Here is a 17783-nt window from a genome sequence, read left to right as displayed (position 1 = left end):
TTGTTGTCGCGGGTATGCAAGGGTCAGGCCAGGGGATGGCTGGCCCGTGTCCTTTTTGTCAGCCCAGGCGGCCCAGCTGGTCGCGCAGGCGGGTCAGCGTGGCGCCAAAGTCGGCAATGCGCTTCTTTTCCTGGTCGATCACGGCCGGTGGGGCCTTGGCCACAAAGGCTTCGTTCGAGAGCTTGTTGTTGGCCTTGGCCACCTCGCCCTCGATGCGGGTGATTTCCTTGGACAGGCGCGCCTTTTCGGCGGCCACATCGATTTCCATGTACAGCGCCAGCCGGGCCTCGCCCACCACGGCCACGGGCGCGGCCTGCGCGGCGGCGGCCCAGGCGGCCTCGTCGTCAAACACCTTGACCTCGCTGAGCTTGGCCAGGGCCTGCAGCACCGGGCCCACGCCGCGCATGAACTCGGTGTCGCCCACCACGTACAGGGGGAGGCGGGTGGAGGGAGACACGTTCATCTCGCCCCGCAGCGCGCGGCAGGCGTCCACGAGGCCCTTCACGCGGCCCATGTGGGCAATCGCGGCCTCGTCGATCTTCTCGGGTTGCGCCTCTGGGTAGCGGGCAATGCTGACCGATTCGCCGGGGATACCGGCGACGGGTGCCACCACCTGCCACAGGGCTTCGGTGATGAACGGGATGATGGGGTGGGCCAGGCGCAGGATGGCTTCCAGCACGCGGATCAGCGTGCGACGCGTGGCGCGCTGCTGCGCTTCGGTGCCGTTTTGGATCTGCACCTTGGCAATTTCCAGGTACCAGTCGCAGTACTCGTTCCAGACAAAGTCATAGATCGTGTTGGCCACGTTGTCCAGGCGGTACTCTTCAAAGCCCTTGGCGACTTCGGCCTCGGTCTTTTGCAGCAGCGAGGTGATCCAGCGGTCGGCCTGGCTGAACTCCATGTAGCCGTGGGCGCTGCCGCCGGGCTGGCACTCTTCCTTGGTGTGCTCTTTCAAGCCGCAGTCCTGGCCCTCGCAGTTCATCAGCACAAAGCGGCTGGCGTTCCAGAGCTTGTTGCAGAAGTTACGGTAGCCCTCGCAGCGCTTGCTGTCGAAGTTGATGCTGCGGCCCAGGCTGGCCAGTGCCGCGAAGGTGAAGCGCAGCGCATCGGCGCCATAGGCCGGGATGCCTTCAGGGAATTCCTTTTGCGTGTTCTTGCGCACGGTGGGCGCGGTCTCGGGCTTGCGCAGGCCGGTGGTGCGCTTGTCGAGCAGCGGCTCCAGCGCGATGCCGTCGATCAGGTCCACCGGGTCGAGCACGTTGCCCTCGGACTTGGACATCTTCTTGCCTTGCGCGTCGCGCACCAAGCCGTGGATGTACACGTGCTTGAACGGCACGCGGCCCGTGAAGTGCGTGGTCATCATGATCATCCGGGCGACCCAGAAGAAGATGATGTCGTAGCCCGTGACCAGCACCGTGCTGGGCAGGTACAGGTTGAAGTCGTCGGTGGCGCTGTTGCCCTGGTTGGGCCAGCCCATGGTGCTGAAGGGCACGAGCGCGGACGAGTACCAGGTGTCGAGCACGTCCTCGTCGCGGCGTAAACCGTGCTGGTCGAGGATCTTGAGGCGCTCGTGAGTGCTACTCGTACCTTTGTGCGCCAGCTCCTCGTAATCGTCGTCAGCCAAGCTGTTCCTGAAATCCAAGAATTGCTCTTCAGCTTCAGCTTGGTTGCGAGCAACGTAGACATTTCCCTCTGCGTCGTACCACGCCGGGATCTGGTGGCCCCACCACAGCTGGCGGCTGATGCACCAGTCTTGGATGTTGTTCATCCACTGGTTGTAGGTGTTGACCCAGTTCTCCGGTACAAACTTTACATCGCCGCTGGCCACGGCATCGATCGCCTTTTGCGCGATGCTCTTGCCGGTGGGGTCCTGGTCGCTGACCTTGCTCATGGCCACGAACCATTGGTCGGTCAGCATGGGCTCGATCACCTGGCCGGTGCGGGTGCAGATGGGCACCATGAGCTTGTGTTTCTTCACCTCGACCAGCGCGCCGATGGCTTCGAGGTCGGCCACCACGGCCTTGCGGGCCACGAAGCGGTCCATGCCTTGGTACTTGGCGGGGGCGTTCTCGTTGATGGTGGCTTGCAGCGTCAGCACCACGATCATGGGTAGCTTGTGGCGCTGGCCCACGGCGTAGTCGTTCTGGTCGTGCGCAGGCGTGACCTTGACCACGCCGGTGCCGAACTCCTTGTCCACGTACTCGTCGGCGATCACCGGAATCTGGCGGTTGCACAGGGGAAGGTTGACCATCTTGCCGATGAGGTGCGTGTAACGCGCGTCTTCCGGGTGCACCATCAGCGCCACGTCGCCCAGCATGGTCTCAGGCCGGGTGGTGGCCACCGTCAGGCTGCCGGAGCCGTCGGCCAGCGGGTAGGCGATGTGCCAGAGCGAGCCGTCTTTCTCTTCGCTCTCGACTTCCAGGTCCGACACGGCGGACTGCAGCTTCGGGTCCCAGTTCACCAGGCGCTTGCCCCGGTAGATCAGGCCCTGCTCGTACAGCTTCACGAAGGTGTCGGTGACCACCTTGGAGAGCTTGTCGTCCATAGTGAAGTATTCACGGCTCCAGTCCACGCTGTCGCCCATGCGGCGCATCTGGGTGGTGATGGTGTTGCCGGACTTTTCCTTCCACTCCCACACCTTGCTCACAAAGTTCTTGCGCGCCTCGGGCGGGGTGGGGCCCATGTCGTAGCGGCTGATGCCCTGTTCCTGCAACTGGCGCTCCACCACGATCTGCGTGGCGATGCCTGCGTGGTCGGTGCCCGGCACCCAGACGGTGTTGAAGCCGCGCATGCGGTGGTAGCGCGTGAGGCTGTCCATGATCGTCTGGTTGAACGCATGGCCCATGTGCAGCGTGCCCGTGACGTTGGGGGGCGGCAGCTGGATGGAGAAGGCCGGTTCGCCCGCCTGGGGCTGGCCCGTGCCACGGTGGCCTGCGGTGCCATAGCCGCGCTTTTCCCATTCGGGGCCCCAGTGGGCTTCGAGTGCGGCAGGTTCAAAAGACTTGGACAGGCTGTCGAGGCCGGGTTGTGCTTGGGGCGTGCTCATGGGGTCTGGCAGAAGGAAGAGGCGGGCACAGGGCGCGCCTCAGCGGTCAAGAGGGTGGACCGGGCATTTTACGGGAGTGTCGGCCGGTGCCTGGTGGCGTTTTTCGCTCGTCCCGGTCCCGCCTGCATCCCTCCTGCATCCCGTCTTCACCCCAGGGGCGTTCCGCCTGTCGGGCATTTCTCGCCAATTGTTACCTTGTCGCTCGACCGGCCCGCCGTGGCGTCTTGATAATCCCGCCCGGTGGAGCAAGAGGGCCTTCGGAGAGGGAGGCGTAGCTCCACCCATCCGCCCGGATCAAAAACATATAACCAATCGGTCCCACCCATGCATCTTTCTTCCGCACTCCGCGCGGGCCTTGCCAAGGTCTTTGTCTATGCGCTGCTGGCGCTTTTTCTGATCCCGGCGTTGACCTTGGGGTTCAGCGTCTACGCACAGCGCGACCAGGACGCGGATTTTGTGGCGGGCATGAGCCAGCGCATCGACGCTGAAAAAGCCATGCCGCTCGCCGAGAAGCAGGCGCGCAAGGACTACTTCCGCAGCAATCCGCCGTCCGCCATTTGCGACAACAGCTCTGCCGAGGCTCAGGAGTACCGCGAGGCGCTGTGTGAGCGGTTTTCCGACGTGTGGCAGTTCCACATGGCGCACAAGGTGTCGTTCTGGACCCTGGTGGCCAGCTTTGTGCTGCTGGTGGTGGTGCTGGGCCTGGGCGCGCTGGCCTTTGCCGACCGCACGCTGCAGTACACCAGCTTTGTGGCGGGCTGGCGCCTGACCACCTGGGCCAGTGCTGCCGCGCTGGTGGTGCAGGGGGCGATGGCGGTGTGGTTGTCGTTCTGGGTTACGGCGTTCTTCTTTCACAAGTATTCGCCCAAGCTGGTGCTGTTTGTGGGGTTTGCGGTGCTGGCGGGCGTGCTGGTGGCGGTGGCGGGCATCTTCAAGCGCGTGCAGTCCCAAAGCCGCGCCGTGGGCGAGCTGGTGTCCGAGGACGATGCGCCGCTGCTGTGGAAGCGCATCCGCCACATGGCGCGGCGCCTCAAGACCGATCCGCCGCAGCACATCGTGGCGGGCATCGACGCCAACTTTTTCGTGACCGAGGCGCCGCTCACGGTGGGCAACCAGACACTGACAGGCCGCACCCTGTTTGTCAGCCTGCCGCTGTTGCGCATCCTCGACCAGGCCGAGGCCGACGCCGTGTTTGGCCACGAACTGGCCCACCTGCGCGGCGGCGACACCCAGAGCAGCGCCCGGCTGGGTCCGAAGCTGGTGCAGTTTGACCATTACCGCCACGCGATCCGCACGGGCGGGTTGTCGGCCGTGGTGTCGCCGGTGCTGGACCTGTTCCGCACCATCTTCGAGTTTGCCCTGGCGCGCGACAGCCGCGAGCGCGAGTTCAAGGCCGACCGCATTGCCGCGAAGCTCATCTCACCCGCCGCGATTGCGCAATCGCTGGTCAAGATTGCGGCCTACGCGCAGTACCGCGCCAGGATCGAGGACGAGCTGTTTGGCCGCAATGAGCAGCAGGACGGTGCCACGCTGGGCATTGCGCGTTTTGTGGCCCAGGGGCTGGCGCCGTATGCGGCGTCCGACGATTTTCTGGAAGCGATGAAGACGGCCAACGTGCCGCACCCCTTCGACTCGCACCCCGCCATGCCCGAGCGCTTGCGCAACGTGGGCATGGCGCTGAAGGAGCGGGACTATGGCGCCATCGCCGTGCGCGTGCCCGCCACCACCTGGGTGCAGGAGATTCTGACGGCCGACGCGATTGAGCAGCGTCTGTGGAGCGACTACGAACAGCAGTTTGCGCAGGACCACGAACGCAGCCTGGCCTACCGCTACGAGCCCGCCACCGACGAAGAGCGCGAGCTGGTGCTGCGCTACTTTCCGCCCGTGGTGTTCGCGCTCAAGGGGGAGAACACGGTGGAGGTCAGCATCGACGGCATCCGCACCTCGGCCGATGAGACCACTGTGTTCTGGGACGCCGTCAAGGCGCTGGAATTCAAGGAAAGCAGCTTTGGCAACACGCTGCTCGTGACCCACCCCGAGAAGAATGCCCTGGGCCTGGGCGCCAAGACCAGCAAGGTCAAGCTGTCGGGCCTCACCAAGGAAAAAGATCGCTTCAACGCCGTGGTGGGTGCCTACTGGCAGCGCCACCAGATCATGCGGGCCCAGCAGCAGCAACACCAAGAGCCGCCGCACAAGGGGTGACCGCTACCGGCCAAAGCTGTTGAGGCTGGATTGCTATCAAATATATAGCTATTGACGCTTGATGGTCGCGCGGTAGCGGCCATTTTTGCTTCTATTTTCCGCCCGCGCCACGGCCCATCCTGCGCTGGCAGGCGGGGCGTGGCAGCGGCAAGAGCGGATCAGGCCTTGACGAATTCCGGCCGGTCGTTCTGCTGTGGCTTGAGCGGCTCGGCCACCTTGCCTTCGGCGCGCTCCTTGCGCCACTGTTCCTTGCGGGCCGTCCATTCGGCCAGGCGTGCGTGGGCCACGGTGCTGTCCTTGGCCATCTGCTCCTCGTTGGCCAGTTGGGCCGACAGCTCCAGCCGGATGCCGTTGGGGTCAAAGAAATAGATGCTGTGGAAGATGTGGTGGTCCGTCACGCCCAGCACCTCGATGCCGTGGGCTTCCAGGCGCTTCTTGGTGTTCTCCAGCTCCTGCACCGTGTCCACGCGGAAGGCGATGTGGTTGACCCACAGCGGTGTGTTGGGCGAAGGCTCGGCCTTCACGTCGTCGCCCAGGTCGAAGAAGGCAATGAACGAGCCATCCTTGAGGCGGAAGAAGAAATGCGTGTAGGGGCAGTATTCGCCCGTGCTGGGCACGTAGTCGCTCTGGATGATGTGGTACAGCGGCAGGCCCAGGATGTCTTCGTAGAACTGGCGTGTTTCCTCGGCATCACGGGCCTTGTAGGCGTAGTGGTGCAGCTGCTGGATGGCGGCAGGCGCGGGCAGGGTGGCCAGGTCGGGCTTCTTCAGGACAGCGTTCATGCGGAGTCTCCTCAAATCGGTTCTGGGATTCTACTATTCGTAATTGATTTACGTTAAGTTAATTTTCATGAGGGCGTGATTGCGGTACATTCCGCACTCGTCCTTCTTTGCCCTGAGGTATTCGTCCGATGCGCCTGTAAGCCCCCCAAGCCTTTCCTTCCTGCTTGCCCTGTGCCAGGTCAGGCGGTTGTATGTCTTGTCTGGAGTGCTTTGCATGGCGAAACCTTCATCCTGGGGCGACCGCGCCCATGGCAGCCGCAGCGCTGCTGTCGCTTCGGCGGCTGCCTTTCCTTTTCATTCTTCCCGGCTTTCAGGGCCTGCTCTCTGCGGCGCTGCGCCCGTTGCGGGCCCGTCCGTTCTCCAGTTCCACGATGTGACCTGGAACCTGTCCAGCGGTGATGCGCTGTGGGCGCAGCCGCTGAACATGGCTGTGGGGCCGGGGATGACCGGTCTGGTGGGCGCCAATGGCAGCGGCAAAAGTGTTTTCTTGCGACTTGCGCAGCGCACGCTGATCCCCGCGAGCGGGGCGGTGCGGGGCCACCCGGCCCTGCACGCCGTGGCGCAGGAAGTGAATGCAGCGCCCTCGGCCACGGTGGCCGACATCGCGGGCCTGGGGCCGGTTCTGGGGGCCTTGGCGCGGCTGGAGGCGGGACTGGGAACGCCCGATGACCTGGTGCTTGCCGACGGACGGTGGGATGTGCCGTTGCGTTGGCAGCAGGCGCTGGTTGCGCTGGGGTTGGGCCACCTGCCCCAGGGTCATGCAGCGCAACGGCTCAGCGGCGGCGAGCGCATGCGCGTGGCGCTGGCAGGGGCATTTCTGTCGGGCGCCGATCTGCTGGTGCTGGACGAGCCGACCAACCACCTGGACCGCCTTGGCAGGCGCTGGTTGATGGAGGCCCTGGCTCAGTGGCCAGGTGCCGTGCTGGTGGCCAGCCACGACCGTGAATTGCTGGGCATGGCTCACCACATCGTTGCGTTGTCTGCGGCGGGGCTGCAGCGCTACGGCGGAAACTGGTCCGTGTACCAGGCACAGCGCCAGGCCGAGGCTGCTGCTGCCCAGGCCGCGCTGGACCATGCGCGAACAGAGCGCGAGCGTGGCCTGCGGGCGCTGCAGCGCGAGCACGATGCTCAGCAGAGCCGCGCCGCTCGGGGGCGCGAGGCCGGTCGCACGGCCAACCAGGCGTCCGTTCTGCTGGACCGCAAGAAGAACAATGCACAGGCCCATGCGGGCCGGGAGCACGAGCGGCAGCAGCAGGAGCGCCAGCGGCTGAACGACGCGGTGCGCGAGGCCGCTCAGCGTGTTCCTGCGGGGGGCGCCACGGCTCTGGTGCTGCCCCAAAGCGCCGTGCCTGCGGGCAAGCAGGTGCTGGCGTTCGAGCAGGTGCATGTGCCGCATGCGCCGCCCGGCTTTCCTCCGCTTCATGGAGTCTGGAGCGGGCCCATCCGCATTGCCATCACCGGGCCCAACGGCTGCGGCAAAAGCAGCCTGCTGCGCACCATTGCCAACCCCGCGTTGGCCACTGCGGGGCGGGTGTTGCGGGGTGTGCGGGCCGCCTGGCTGGACCAGCACAACGCCGACCTGCTTCCACCCCAGCTCGGTGTGCTGGCGCGCCTGCAGGCGCTCGGCACGCCCCTGTCCGAAGCGGCGCTGCGCACGCACCTGGCCCAGCTGGGCTTGGGTGCGGACAAAGTGCAGCGGCCTGCGGGCGTGCTCAGCGGCGGGGAGCGCATCAAGGCTGCGCTCGCTTGCGCCCTGTGGTCGGGCGAGCCTGCGCAGATGTTGCTGCTGGACGAACCGACCAACCATCTGGATGTGGACGCCATCGAAGCCTTGCAGTCCGCGTTGCGAGCCTTCACGGGCGCATTGGTCGTGGTGTCGCACGACTTCGCTTTCCTGCGCACGCTTCAGCTGGATGGGGTTTGGGCCTGGCAGGCACAAGGCTGGGACCTGGATGGCACGCTGGATGCCTTCTGATCCGGCTGACCGTTGCGCGTTCAAAAAAGAGCCACCCGTTGCATGAATGCAGGGGTGGCCTGTCGGCCGGTCGCGCCGCCGTCGCCTGTTCGGACGAGCAGCGTGTGCGCCTGCGGATGTTGTTTACTGCTTCACGGCTTCGATCTGCACCACCAGGCGCACGTTCTTGGGGAAGCCCCATTCCACGCCGTAGTTCATGCCCCACTGGGTGCGGTCGATGGTGGTCTCGAAGTCGCCGCCGCACACTTCGCGCTTGAGCATCGGGCTGTCGTAGCAGTTGAACTGCGTGGCCTTCAGGGTCACGGGCGCGGTCTTGCCCAGCAGCGTGAGCTGGCCGGTCACTTCGCTGACCTTGTCGCCGTTGAAGCTGAACTTGTCGGACACGAACTTGATCGTGGGGTGCTTGGCGGCGTCGAACAGGTCGGCGCTTTGCAGGTGCTTGTCAAACGGAGGCGTGCCCGAGTTCACCGAGGTGGTGTCGATGGAGATCTCCACCTTGCCGGTCTTGGCGGCGCGATCAAACTCGACCGTGCCTTGCTTCTTGTCGAAGCGGGCGCGGTTGGTGGTGGCGCCAAAGTGACCGATCTCGAACGTCACAAAGGTGTGCGTGGGGTCGATGGCGTAGTTGGCGGCCTGGGCGGCGCCAGCGGTCATTGCAGTGGCAGCGGCCACGGCGAGCAGGGAGAACAGGGACTTGCGCATGAAAAGACTCCTTGAAAAGAGGAACTACGAAACGAACCAGGGGAAAACGGAGGACGAAAGAGGCGGCGCTGCAGCCAGAGACCGGTCAAAGACCGGTCACAGCTTGCCTACGCCGGTCAGTGCGAGCTTGAACTTCACGGTCACGTCGTCGGCCACCATCGAGGTGTCGGCCCACTCGTTCTCACCGATCTTGAACGCCAGGCGCTTGATGGGCAGGGTGCCGGTGGCCGTGGTGGTGGCGCCGCTTTGGGTCAGTGCGACCGGCACGGTCACGTTCTGTGGCGTGCCCTTGATGGTGAGCTTGCCCGCTACTTCGAACTTGCCGCCACCCAGCGCCTTGATGCTGGTGGACTCGAACTGCGCCTGCGGGAACTTGGGCACGTTGAACCAGGTGGGTTTGGGCAATTCCGCGTCGGTCTCGCGCGAGCCCAGCGTGGCGCTGCCGGTATCTACCGTGAGGGCGATTTTGCTGCTGGCCAGCTTGGCCGGGTCAAACGCCACCTGGGCGCTGAACTTCTTGAAATGGCCGTCGAGCGGCACGCCCATCTGGCGCGCGGTGAACTGCACCTCGCTCTGGGCGGGCACCAGTTGTTGCTGGGCCATGGCGGCCTGGGCGCCCACCACCAGGGTGGCGCCGAGCACGATGCGGGACAGGGGAGAAGACAGATTCATTCGCAAACTCCGTTCAAAAGACAGAAAGTGAAAGCCGTAGGAGTGACCGATGGCGCTGCGCGCCGCTGGCAGTGTTGGAGACTGGTGAGGCCGTGGCCTGTGCGCCTGTGAGAGCGGCTAGGCCGAGCCACCGGGCGCATACCCCGTCCAGAGGAGAGGGGGCGTGAGGTGCAGGCGAGTGGATCAGGGAGCGCCCCGTTTACCAGGGCAGCATGCGCGAGAGCAGGCCATCGCGGTCGATAAGGTGGTGCTTGATGGCGGCGGCCACATGCAGCAGCACCAGGCCCGCCATGGCAAAGGCAGTGATCTGGTGCCAGGGCTTGATGGCCTCGGCCAGCTCCTTGCTCACGGGCACAAAGTCGGGCAGCTGCCACAGGCCCATGAACACGATGGGGAACCCGGCGGCCGAGCTGTAGGCCCAGCCAATCAGCGGCACGGCAAAAAACAGGGCGTACAGCAGCCCGTGGGTGCCATGGTGGGCCAGTTTCTGCCAGCCGGGCATGGCCTTGGCCATCGCCGATGGCAGGGCTGGCGGGCGGTGCGTGGCGCGCCACAGCAGGCGCAGCAACGACAGCATCAGCAGGGTAACCCCCGCCCATTTGTGCCAGTTGTAGAGCTTGAGCCGCTGCGGCGAAAACGGCAGGTCCGTCATGTAGATGCCGACGCCAAACAGGCCGATCAGTGCGAGGCCCAGCACCCAGTGCAGCAGCATGGCGGTGCGTGTGTAGCGGCGCGAGGCGGTGGCCGTGGTGGTGGCAGAAGCAGTCATCAAAAGCGTGTGCAGTGAAAGGGCTGAAGACCTGTGCGCCGCAGGCCCCGGGGGATGCGGGCATGTCGGCGTGAAGGCAGTGTAGGAAGCGCCTGCCGGGCGAGGCTTCAGGCAGATTGACGCTTCATTTCAAAAAAAATGAATTGAGGAGCCCCCAGCAATCAAAGTTCCCCAATGCTTTGCGGTTTTTTTGCGGGCGGGAAGGTGCGCCAAGGCATGCCGGGCCCGGCGGCGCAAGGCCGTGCGCGGGAGCCGCTTTGGGTAGACGATGGTGGAGCGGGTGGGAGAGGTGCGCTCTGGCGGAGTTTGGCCCACCCACTGGGCCGCATTGGGCCCGCCCCCGGTGCGCAGTGCGGCCAGGGGGATTGGTGCTTAGAACGGGTTCTTAGCGGTTCAGCGCAGCCTGTTTCCAGGCATTGGCGGCGGCGCTTTCGTCGCCGCGCTGCTCGGCCAGTTCAGCCAGGCGGCGCCAGGCGCTGGTGCGCAGCTGGGGGTCGGTCAGTTGCTGGGCCGACTGGGTCAGCAGCTGCTGGGCCTTGCCCCAGAGTTGGCGCTTGAGGCAGGCCATGCCTGCCAGGTACTGCAGGCGGGCGTCGCGCGGGTTGGTCTGGTGGGCCGATTCGATGCGGGCCAGCCAGGGGGCGTCGAGTTCGTCGAGCCCGGCTTCGAGTGCGCGCACCAGCTTCAGTGCGTGGTGATCTGCCAGGGCATCGGGCAGGTCCACCATGCGTTCCCACACGGGCAGCAGCCAGGCGCGCACCTGGGTGGCTTCGCCGCCCAGCGCGGCCAGGCGTTGCGCCGCGTGGATGGCCAGCTCGGGCATGCTGCGCTCGGCGGGTTCCAGCGAGAGCCAGATCTGCTGCAGCTGGGCGGTGTCGTGGGCGCTGTTGATGAGTTCGGTGGCCAGGCCCCGCACGATGCTTTGTGCTGCGGCGGGCGAGAAGGCGCGGTGTTTGCCCAGCAGGCGGGCGGTGTCCAGCGCTTCCTGGGTCTGCCGGTCCAGGCGTGTGGCCTTGAGCTTGATGCGCAGGGCCAGCGTGCGGCGGGCTGCGCCCTGGGGCAGGGCGGCCAGGCGCTCCAGGGCGGCGCTGGCATCGCGATCGTCGAGCGACCAGCGGGCGGCGCGCATCTGGGCGCCTTCGTGCATTTCCTGCTCGTTCACCGTGCCACGCATCGGGGCTTCCTGCAGGGCGTCCTGCAAATGGCTTTCGCGTGTGGCGCGGTCTTGCAGGGCATGCGATGCCTCGGCTGCAATCATGTGGGCCAGGGCACGCAATTGTTTGCCGTGGGGCACGGCCTCGCCACTGGCCTCCAGGGCGTGTTCCTGCGACAGCGCCGCCACGGCGGCCTTGCGAGAGCGGATGAAGCGGCCCCCGAGCATGTGGGTGAGCGCATCGAGCAAGGCGGCGTGCATCGCACGCTCCTTTTGCTGCACGCGCCAGCGGCGGGCCTGGTGGGGCAATTCGAGCAGCGCAGCCAGGGCGCGCAGTGCCGCATAGAGGGTGACGAACCCGCCCACCAGCAGCAGCAACACCATGTTGAGCGACAGGTCGATGCGGTACGGCGGCCAGTACAGGGTGATGGTGCCCTGGTTGTTGCCCGCAAACAAGGCGGTGGCCACGGCCACGCCAAACAACGCCAGGAGCCAGAGTGCAGCGCGCATGCGTACCGCCCTTTACCGGCCCGCTGCCGCAGTGGCCAGCGCGGACAGGGTTTCGTCCAGGCGGGGCTGTTCGGCCGCCTTCAGGCTGGCCTGGGCGGTTTGCAGCGTGTTGGCGGCGATCTGGGTGCGCCGGGCGGCCGGGTCGAAGTATTTGTTGAGTGCCACCGTGGCAGCGCCCAGGTCGGCGCGGGCCGAGTCGAACTGGCGTGCCAGCACGGCCAGGCGCGCGTTGAGCAGCTTGAGCTTGAGGTTTTCGCGCAGGAAAAAGGTTTGTTCGGGCGCCAGCAGGATGGCCTCGGGCTGGTCGATGCGGCTCACGCGCACCAGGCCCCGGGCCTCGTCGCGCACCACCTCCCAGCTGCGTTGCAGGGCTGCCTGCCACCAAGCCAGGCCCTCGGTGGGGGCGGGGGCACTGCCCGGGGCGGCGGGGCCGGTGGACAGGCGCTTGGTGGACGCGGCCTGGGCCACGGCGTTGAGCACGGGCAGCTCGTCCACCTGGCGCACCAGGTCGTCCAGGCGGCCCAGCAGGCCGGCGGTGTCGGTCACGGTGGCACGGGTCAGGCGGTCCAGGTCGCGGCCAATGGCGCGCTGCACGGGCGCCAGGCGCGGCTGGGCGGCACGTTCGATGCGCTGGTTGGCGCTCTTGAGGGCGGCCACCAGCGGCTCCAGGCTGCCGGTGAGCTGGGCTTGTTGTTGAGCGAGGCGGATGGCGGATTCGATGTCCACCACCAGGTTTTCGTCGCGCGAACGCGACAGGCTTTGCATCAGTTCTTCGAGCTGGCTGCGCTGCAGCGCCACTTCGCTCACTCGGGCTTCGGCCACCGACAGGCGGGCGGCCGTCTCGCGCACCAGCTCTTCGGCCTGGCGGGCCATGGTGCGGGCCTCGATGGCCTGCGCACCCGAGTCGGCGGACTGCCGGGCGAGCTGTTCCTGGATGGCGCTGAGCTTTTGCCACAGCATGCCGCTGCTGACCAGCGCGGCTGCGGCCACGGCGCCCAGCAGCAGGGTGACGGCGCTCCCCCGGCCTGGCGTGGGGCCGCCTGCAGCGGGTGTCGCTGCTGCAGGGCCTGCCGCAGGCGCGCCCACGGGTGCGGCCACAGGGGCGGCGGTGGGGGCTGGAGGCAGGTCGTTGGGCGGCGCAGAACTCATGCGGCCGATTCTATCGAGGCCACCACGTCTTCCAGCGCCGGACGGCATTCCCCCACGGTGCCAAAGCCCGCCGCACGCGCCGCTTCGGCAATGCGCGGGTGGGTGGCCAGCGCACGCGCCGCGCCCCAGCGCTGGCCGGGCAGGGCCTCTGACAGGTGTGCCACGGCTTCGGAGCTGCTCAGCAGCCAGACCGATCCGTCCTGCGCCGCCTGTTGCGCCAGCGCCACCTCGGCCGGGGTCAGCCGGGGGGCACCGCGTTGGTAGGCCACCACAAAGTCCACCTGACCGCCTGCGGCCTCGATCTGCCGGGCCAGCCAGTCGCGCCCGCTGCCCTGGGCGGTGTCGTGCGCGCCGCCAGAGCGCCCGCGCACGATGAGCACCCGGTCGCCGGGCCGGATTTGCCCGGCCACCTGCTGCCACAGCGCTTCCGAGTCGAACTGCGGGGCGTCGGGCGCCGGGCCGTCAATGCGGTCTGGCGGCACCCCGGCCTGCTCCAGCGCACGTGCCGTGCCAGGGCCAGGTGCCCATGCTCTAGTTTTGATAGCTATAAAGGTATGCCTGTTGAGCGGAGAGGCCGCTTTTTGCTCAAAAAAATGGACTACGGCGTTGCCGCTGACAAACATCAGCGCCCGGTACTGCGCCAGCCGGGCGTGGGCCTGGGCCAGCGCCTGCTGCGCCGCCGCGTCGGGGCAGGGGCCAATGTCAATCAGCGGCAGGGCCACGGCCGGGACGCCATGTGCGGCCAGCAGCCCGACCCAGTGCGCAGCCTCGCGGGCCGGCCGCGTGACGATCACCCGGGGCATGGGGCTCAGGCGTGTGCCGGGTCCACACCCCGCGCACCACCGGCGCGCAGGCGCTGCGCAATCGCGTCGCCCAGCGCTTCGGCCTGCGCCAGCGTGGTGACGGGGGCGCTGGCCGCGGCGCGCACCAGAGGGGCCTGTGCATCCACATCGCCCCAGGCTGCATCAAGCTGCAGCACGCCACCCGTGAATGTGCCGTGCGCGGCCAGCGGCATGGAGCAGCTGCCGCCCATCGCGCGGCTCACGGCGCGCTCGGCGGCCACGGTGAGCCAGGTGGGCTGGTGTGCCAGCGGTGCCAGCGCAGCGATCAGGTCTTGCCGGTCGCTGCGCACTTCGATGCCCAGGGCGCCCTGGCCGGCGGCGGGCAGCATGGCGGTGGGGGCAAAGGTGGCGCGGATGCGGCTTTCCAGCCCCAGGCGCTTGAGGCCTGCGGCTGCCAGCACGATGGCGTCGTACTGGCCTTCGTCCAGCTTGCGCAGGCGCGTGTCCAGGTTGCCGCGCAAGGGCTCGATCTTCAGGTCAGGCCGCAGGGCCTGCAGCAGCACCTGGCGGCGCAGGCTCGATGTGCCCACCACCGCGCCCTGGGGCAGGGCGTCAATGTTCGCGTAGTTGGGCGAGACAAAGGCATCGCGCGGGTCTTCGCGCTCCATCACGCAGGCCAGCGCAAAACCCTCGGGCAGCTCCATGGGCACGTCCTTGAGCGAATGCACGGCAATGTGCGCACGGCCTTCTTCCAGAGCCACTTCCAGCTCTTTCACAAACAGGCCCTTGCCGCCCACCTTGGACAGCGACCGGTCGAGGATCTGGTCGCCCTTGGTGGTCATGCCCAGCAGCTCCACCTGGTGGCCCTGCGCGCGCAAAAGGGCCTGTACATGCTCGGCCTGCCACAGCGCCAGGCGGCTCTCGCGCGTGGCGATCACGATGGAAAGAGGGGCGTTCTGGAGGCTCAAGTTCGTAACCTGTTTGTAATCTTTCAGGGGCGGGCGATGCTAGCATGCGCCCGCACTGGGGCTGGTGCGCCCCGGGGGACACGGGGGCAGGCGGCTCCCGGCCACCACCCACCTCCGGAGACTCACGCACCATGAAACGATCCGACAAGGACCAGCCCCTGATCGACGACATCCGCCTGCTCGGCCGCATTCTGGGCGATGTGATCCGGGACCAGGAGGGCGTGGCCGCGTATGAGCTGGTCGAGCAGGTGCGCAAACTCTCCGTGGCCTTCCGCCGCGATGCGGACCAGGAGGCCGACCGTGCGCTCAAGAAGCTGCTCAAGTCCCTGTCGGGCGACCAGACGGTGAGCGTGATCCGCGCCTTCACCTACTTCAGCCACCTGGCCAACCTGGCCGAAGACCGCCACCACATCCGCCGCCGCGCCGTGCACGAACGTGCGGGCGACACCCAGGAGGGCAGCATTGAGGTTGCCCTCTCGCGCCTGCGCTGGGCCGGCATTGCACCCAAGACCATCTCGCAGACCCTCGCCGGCAGCTACGTGGCCCCCGTGCTCACCGCCCACCCCACCGAAGTGCAGCGCAAGAGCATTCTGGACGCCGAGCGCGACATCGCCCAGTTGCTGGCCACACGCGACGACATCCAGGTGCGCGCCCAGCTCTACAACAGCGCCAAGGACGCGCTCACCCCGCGCGAGCTGGCCGCCAACGAAGCCCAGCTGCGCGCCCGCGTGGCCCAGCTGTGGCAGACGCGCCTGTTGCGCTACAGCAAGCTCACCGTGGCTGACGAGATCGAGAACGCGCTCTCTTATTACGAAGCCACCTTCCTGCGCGAGATTCCCAAGATCTATGCCGATCTGGAAAGCGAACTGGGCCAATACCCCGTGCACAGCTTTCTGCGCATGGGCCAGTGGATTGGCGGCGACCGCGATGGCAACCCCAATGTGACGGCGCAGACGCTGCAATACGCCCTGGGCCGCCAAGCCGAGGTCGCCCTGCGCCACTACCTGACCGAGGTGCACTACCTGGGCGGCGAGCTGTCGCTGTCCGCCCGCCTGGTGCAGGTGTCAGCCGAGATGGAGGCCTTGGCCCAGCGTTCGCCCGACACCAACGAACACCGCGTGGACGAGCCTTACCGTCGCGCGCTCACCGGCATCTATGCGCGCCTGGCCGCTTCGCTGAAAGACCTGACCGGCGGCGAAGCAGCGCGCCATGCCGTGGCACCACAGAATGCGTATGCCAGTGCCGAGGAGTTTCTGGCGGACCTGCGGGTGATCGAAGCATCGTTGAAGTCGCACCACGGCGAAGCCCTGGCGCAAGAGCGCCTGCACCCCCTGATCCGCGCCGTTCAGGTGTTTGGCTTTCACCTGGCCACAGTAGACCTGCGTCAAAGCTCCGACAAACACGAAGACGTGGTGGCCGAGCTGCTGGCCAAGGCGCGCATCGAACCGAACTATGCGGGCCTGCAGGAAGCCGCCAAGCGGGCGCTGCTGATCAAGCTGCTCAATGACGCCCGCCCATTGCGCGTGGTGGGCGCCGAGTATTCCGCCCACACGCAGGGCGAACTGGCTATTTTCGAGACCGCCCGTGTGATGCGCGAGCGTTTTGGCCATGAGGCCATCCGCCACTACATCATCAGCCATACCGAAACGGTGAGCGACTTGCTCGAAGTGCTGCTGCTGCAAAAGGAAGTGGGGCTGATGAACGGCACGCTGGATGCCGAGTCGCGCAACCACCTCATCGTGGTGCCGCTGTTCGAGACCATCGAAGACCTGCGCAACGCCGCGCCCATCATGCGCGAGTTCTATGCACTGCCCGGTGTGGCTGCGCTGGTACAGCGCAGCGGTGGCGAACAGGACATCATGCTGGGCTATAGCGACAGCAACAAGGATGGCGGCATCTTCACCAGCAACTGGGAGCTGTACCGCGCCGAAATCGCTCTCGTCGAACTTTTTGACGAACTCGCGACCAGCCATGGCATCCAGCTCCGCATGTTCCACGGCCGGGGCGGCACGGTGGGCCGGGGCGGTGGCCCCAGCTACCAGGCCATCCTTGCCCAGCCCCCCGGCACCGTGCGCGGCCAGATCCGCCTGACGGAGCAAGGCGAAGTCATCGCCTCCAAATACGCCAACCCCGAGATCGGCCGGCGCAACCTGGAGACGCTGGTCGCCGCCACGCTCGAAGCCACCCTGCTGCAGCCCACCAAGCCAGCGACCAAGGCGTTCTTGGACGCTGCAGCGCAGCTTTCGCTGGCCAGCATGGGCAGCTACCGCGCGCTGGTGTACGAGACCCCGGGCTTTACCGACTACTTCTTCAACTCCACGCCCATCCGCGAGATCGCCGAACTCAACATTGGCTCCCGCCCCGCCAGCCGAAAGGCCAGCCAGAAGATCGAAGACCTGCGCGCCATCCCTTGGGGCTTCAGCTGGGGCCAGTGCCGCCTCACGCTGCCCGGCTGGTTTGGTTTTGGCTCTGCGGTGGAAGCCTTCATCAACACCGAAGGCAAGGACCCCAAGGCCCAGCTGGCCCTGCTGCAGAAGATGTACCGCCAGTGGCCCTTCTTCCGCACCCTGCTGTCCAACATGGACATGGTGCTTGCCAAGAGCGACCTGGCCCTGGCCTCGCGCTACAGCGAGCTGGTGACCGACGCGCGCCTGCGCAAGAAGGTCTTCACGGCCATCGAGGCCGAGTGGCAGCGCACGGCCGATGCGCTCACGCGCATTACGGGCGACAAGCAGCGCCTGACACACAACACGGCGCTGGCGCGCTCCATCAAGCACCGCTTTCCGTACATCGACCCGCTGCACCACCTGCAGGTCGAGCTGGTGCGCCGCTGGCGCGCGGGGCAGGGCGACGAGCGGGTGCAGACGGGTATCCACATCTCCATCAACGGGATTGCGGCGGGGCTGCGCAACACGGGCTGACCCCGCCCGTCTTGTCCTCCGTTTTGCCGCCAGCACCCGCGCACGCTAGCATGCTTGCCTGGGCGCGGTAGTGCCCCTGGCGGGGCGCTGGCAGCAGAGCCCCAGGCTGTAGGCGCGGGGCTGTCGCTGTGGTGGCTGGCCCTGCGTGCGTC

13 protein-coding genes are annotated in these 17783 nt (G+C 66.7%); 4 read left to right on the top strand and 9 right to left on the bottom strand.

Annotated features, from left to right (window positions below; all coding sequences use genetic code 11):
- Positions 1–58 precede the first annotated feature (58 nt).
- Complete coding sequence (locus ACSQ3O_RS20865; protein ID WP_436140336.1) at positions 59–3046, bottom strand: valine--tRNA ligase; 2988 nt, start codon at positions 3044–3046, stop codon at positions 59–61.
- Positions 3047–3370: 324 nt separating this feature from the next.
- Between ACSQ3O_RS20865 and ACSQ3O_RS20860 the strand changes: the two genes are divergently transcribed.
- The gene (locus ACSQ3O_RS20860) at positions 3371–5248 is read left to right on the top strand and encodes a M48 family metalloprotease (protein WP_436140335.1); all 1878 of its coding nucleotides are present in this window, start codon (positions 3371–3373) and stop codon (positions 5246–5248) included.
- Between the two features lie 158 nt (positions 5249–5406).
- Here the strand turns inward: ACSQ3O_RS20860 and ACSQ3O_RS20855 are convergent, their stop codons facing one another.
- Positions 5407–6030, bottom strand: coding sequence for a VOC family protein (locus tag ACSQ3O_RS20855; RefSeq protein WP_137745286.1), 624 nt, complete (start codon positions 6028–6030; stop codon positions 5407–5409).
- 248 nt (positions 6031–6278) lie between these two features.
- Here ACSQ3O_RS20855 and ACSQ3O_RS20850 point away from each other — a divergent pair, with 248 nt between their 5' ends.
- Entirely contained in the window at positions 6279–6407 is a 129-nt protein-coding gene (locus tag ACSQ3O_RS20850; protein ID WP_436140334.1) for a hypothetical protein, read from the top strand.
- On the top strand, positions 6404–8005 hold the full coding sequence (locus ACSQ3O_RS20845; protein WP_436140333.1) for an ABC-F family ATP-binding cassette domain-containing protein: 1602 nt from the start codon (positions 6404–6406) through the stop codon (positions 8003–8005). The genes ACSQ3O_RS20850 and ACSQ3O_RS20845 overlap by 4 nt, the downstream gene beginning before the upstream one ends.
- 123 nt (positions 8006–8128) lie before the next feature.
- Here ACSQ3O_RS20845 and ACSQ3O_RS20840 read toward each other — a convergent pair whose 3' ends face one another.
- From ACSQ3O_RS20840 to hemC, 7 genes are all read right to left on the bottom strand, one after another.
- Positions 8129–8707, bottom strand: coding sequence for a YceI family protein (locus tag ACSQ3O_RS20840; protein ID WP_137745285.1), 579 nt, complete (start codon positions 8705–8707; stop codon positions 8129–8131).
- Positions 8708–8803: 96 nt separating this feature from the next.
- Entirely contained in the window at positions 8804–9379 is a 576-nt protein-coding gene (locus ACSQ3O_RS20835; RefSeq protein ID WP_436140332.1) for a YceI family protein, read from the bottom strand.
- A 199-nt stretch (positions 9380–9578) separates the two neighbouring features.
- The gene (locus tag ACSQ3O_RS20830) at positions 9579–10148 is read right to left on the bottom strand and encodes a cytochrome b (protein WP_436140331.1); all 570 of its coding nucleotides are present in this window, start codon (positions 10146–10148) and stop codon (positions 9579–9581) included.
- Positions 10149–10533: 385 nt separating this feature from the next.
- A complete protein-coding gene (locus tag ACSQ3O_RS20825) occupies positions 10534–11811 on the bottom strand; it encodes a heme biosynthesis protein HemY (RefSeq protein WP_137745282.1) in 1278 nt (425 codons plus the stop codon).
- 12 nt (positions 11812–11823) lie between these two features.
- On the bottom strand, positions 11824–12960 hold the full coding sequence (locus ACSQ3O_RS20820; RefSeq protein WP_171012098.1) for a uroporphyrinogen-III C-methyltransferase: 1137 nt from the start codon (positions 12958–12960) through the stop codon (positions 11824–11826).
- The gene (locus tag ACSQ3O_RS20815; protein ID WP_436140330.1) at positions 12957–13763 is read right to left on the bottom strand and encodes a uroporphyrinogen-III synthase; all 807 of its coding nucleotides are present in this window, start codon (positions 13761–13763) and stop codon (positions 12957–12959) included. Before ACSQ3O_RS20815 ends, ACSQ3O_RS20820 begins: the two co-directional genes overlap by 4 nt.
- Before the next feature lie 5 nt (positions 13764–13768).
- Positions 13769–14710: a hydroxymethylbilane synthase gene (gene hemC / locus ACSQ3O_RS20810; protein WP_436140329.1), complete on the bottom strand. Its 942-nt coding sequence runs from the start codon at positions 14708–14710 to the stop codon at positions 13769–13771.
- A gap of 131 nt (positions 14711–14841) precedes the next feature.
- Here hemC and ppc point away from each other — a divergent pair, with 131 nt between their 5' ends.
- Complete coding sequence (ppc, locus tag ACSQ3O_RS20805) at positions 14842–17631, top strand: phosphoenolpyruvate carboxylase (protein ID WP_436140328.1); 2790 nt, start codon at positions 14842–14844, stop codon at positions 17629–17631.
- Positions 17632–17783 lie beyond the last annotated feature (152 nt).

Source organism: Acidovorax sp. LjRoot74 (genome assembly GCF_964254355.1).
GTDB lineage: Bacteria > Pseudomonadota > Gammaproteobacteria > Burkholderiales > Burkholderiaceae_C > Acidovorax.
Note: the sequence above shows the minus strand (reverse complement) of the source record. Positions and strands in the feature narration are given on the sequence as shown.

Excerpts from the sequence above, each read along its gene's own strand:
- ACSQ3O_RS20830 (WP_436140331.1), bottom strand. The coding sequence starts at position 10,148 with ATGACTGCTTCTGCCACCACCACGGCCACCGCCTCGCGCCGCTACACA.
- ACSQ3O_RS20855 (WP_137745286.1), bottom strand. The coding sequence starts at position 6,030 with ATGAACGCTGTCCTGAAGAAGCCCGACCTGGCCACCCTGCCCGCGCCT.
- ACSQ3O_RS20840 (WP_137745285.1), bottom strand. The coding sequence starts at position 8,707 with ATGCGCAAGTCCCTGTTCTCCCTGCTCGCCGTGGCCGCTGCCACTGCA.
- ppc (WP_436140328.1), top strand. The coding sequence starts at position 14,842 with ATGAAACGATCCGACAAGGACCAGCCCCTGATCGACGACATCCGCCTG.
- ACSQ3O_RS20865 (WP_436140336.1), bottom strand. The coding sequence starts at position 3,046 with ATGAGCACGCCCCAAGCACAACCCGGCCTCGACAGCCTGTCCAAGTCT.
- ACSQ3O_RS20860 (WP_436140335.1), top strand. The coding sequence starts at position 3,371 with ATGCATCTTTCTTCCGCACTCCGCGCGGGCCTTGCCAAGGTCTTTGTC.
- ACSQ3O_RS20835 (WP_436140332.1), bottom strand. The coding sequence starts at position 9,379 with ATGAATCTGTCTTCTCCCCTGTCCCGCATCGTGCTCGGCGCCACCCTG.
- ACSQ3O_RS20815 (WP_436140330.1), bottom strand. The coding sequence starts at position 13,763 with ATGCCCCGGGTGATCGTCACGCGGCCGGCCCGCGAGGCTGCGCACTGG.
- ACSQ3O_RS20850 (WP_436140334.1), top strand. The coding sequence starts at position 6,279 with ATGGCAGCCGCAGCGCTGCTGTCGCTTCGGCGGCTGCCTTTCCTTTTC.
- ACSQ3O_RS20820 (WP_171012098.1), bottom strand. The coding sequence starts at position 12,960 with ATGAGTTCTGCGCCGCCCAACGACCTGCCTCCAGCCCCCACCGCCGCC.
- ACSQ3O_RS20825 (WP_137745282.1), bottom strand. The coding sequence starts at position 11,811 with ATGCGCGCTGCACTCTGGCTCCTGGCGTTGTTTGGCGTGGCCGTGGCC.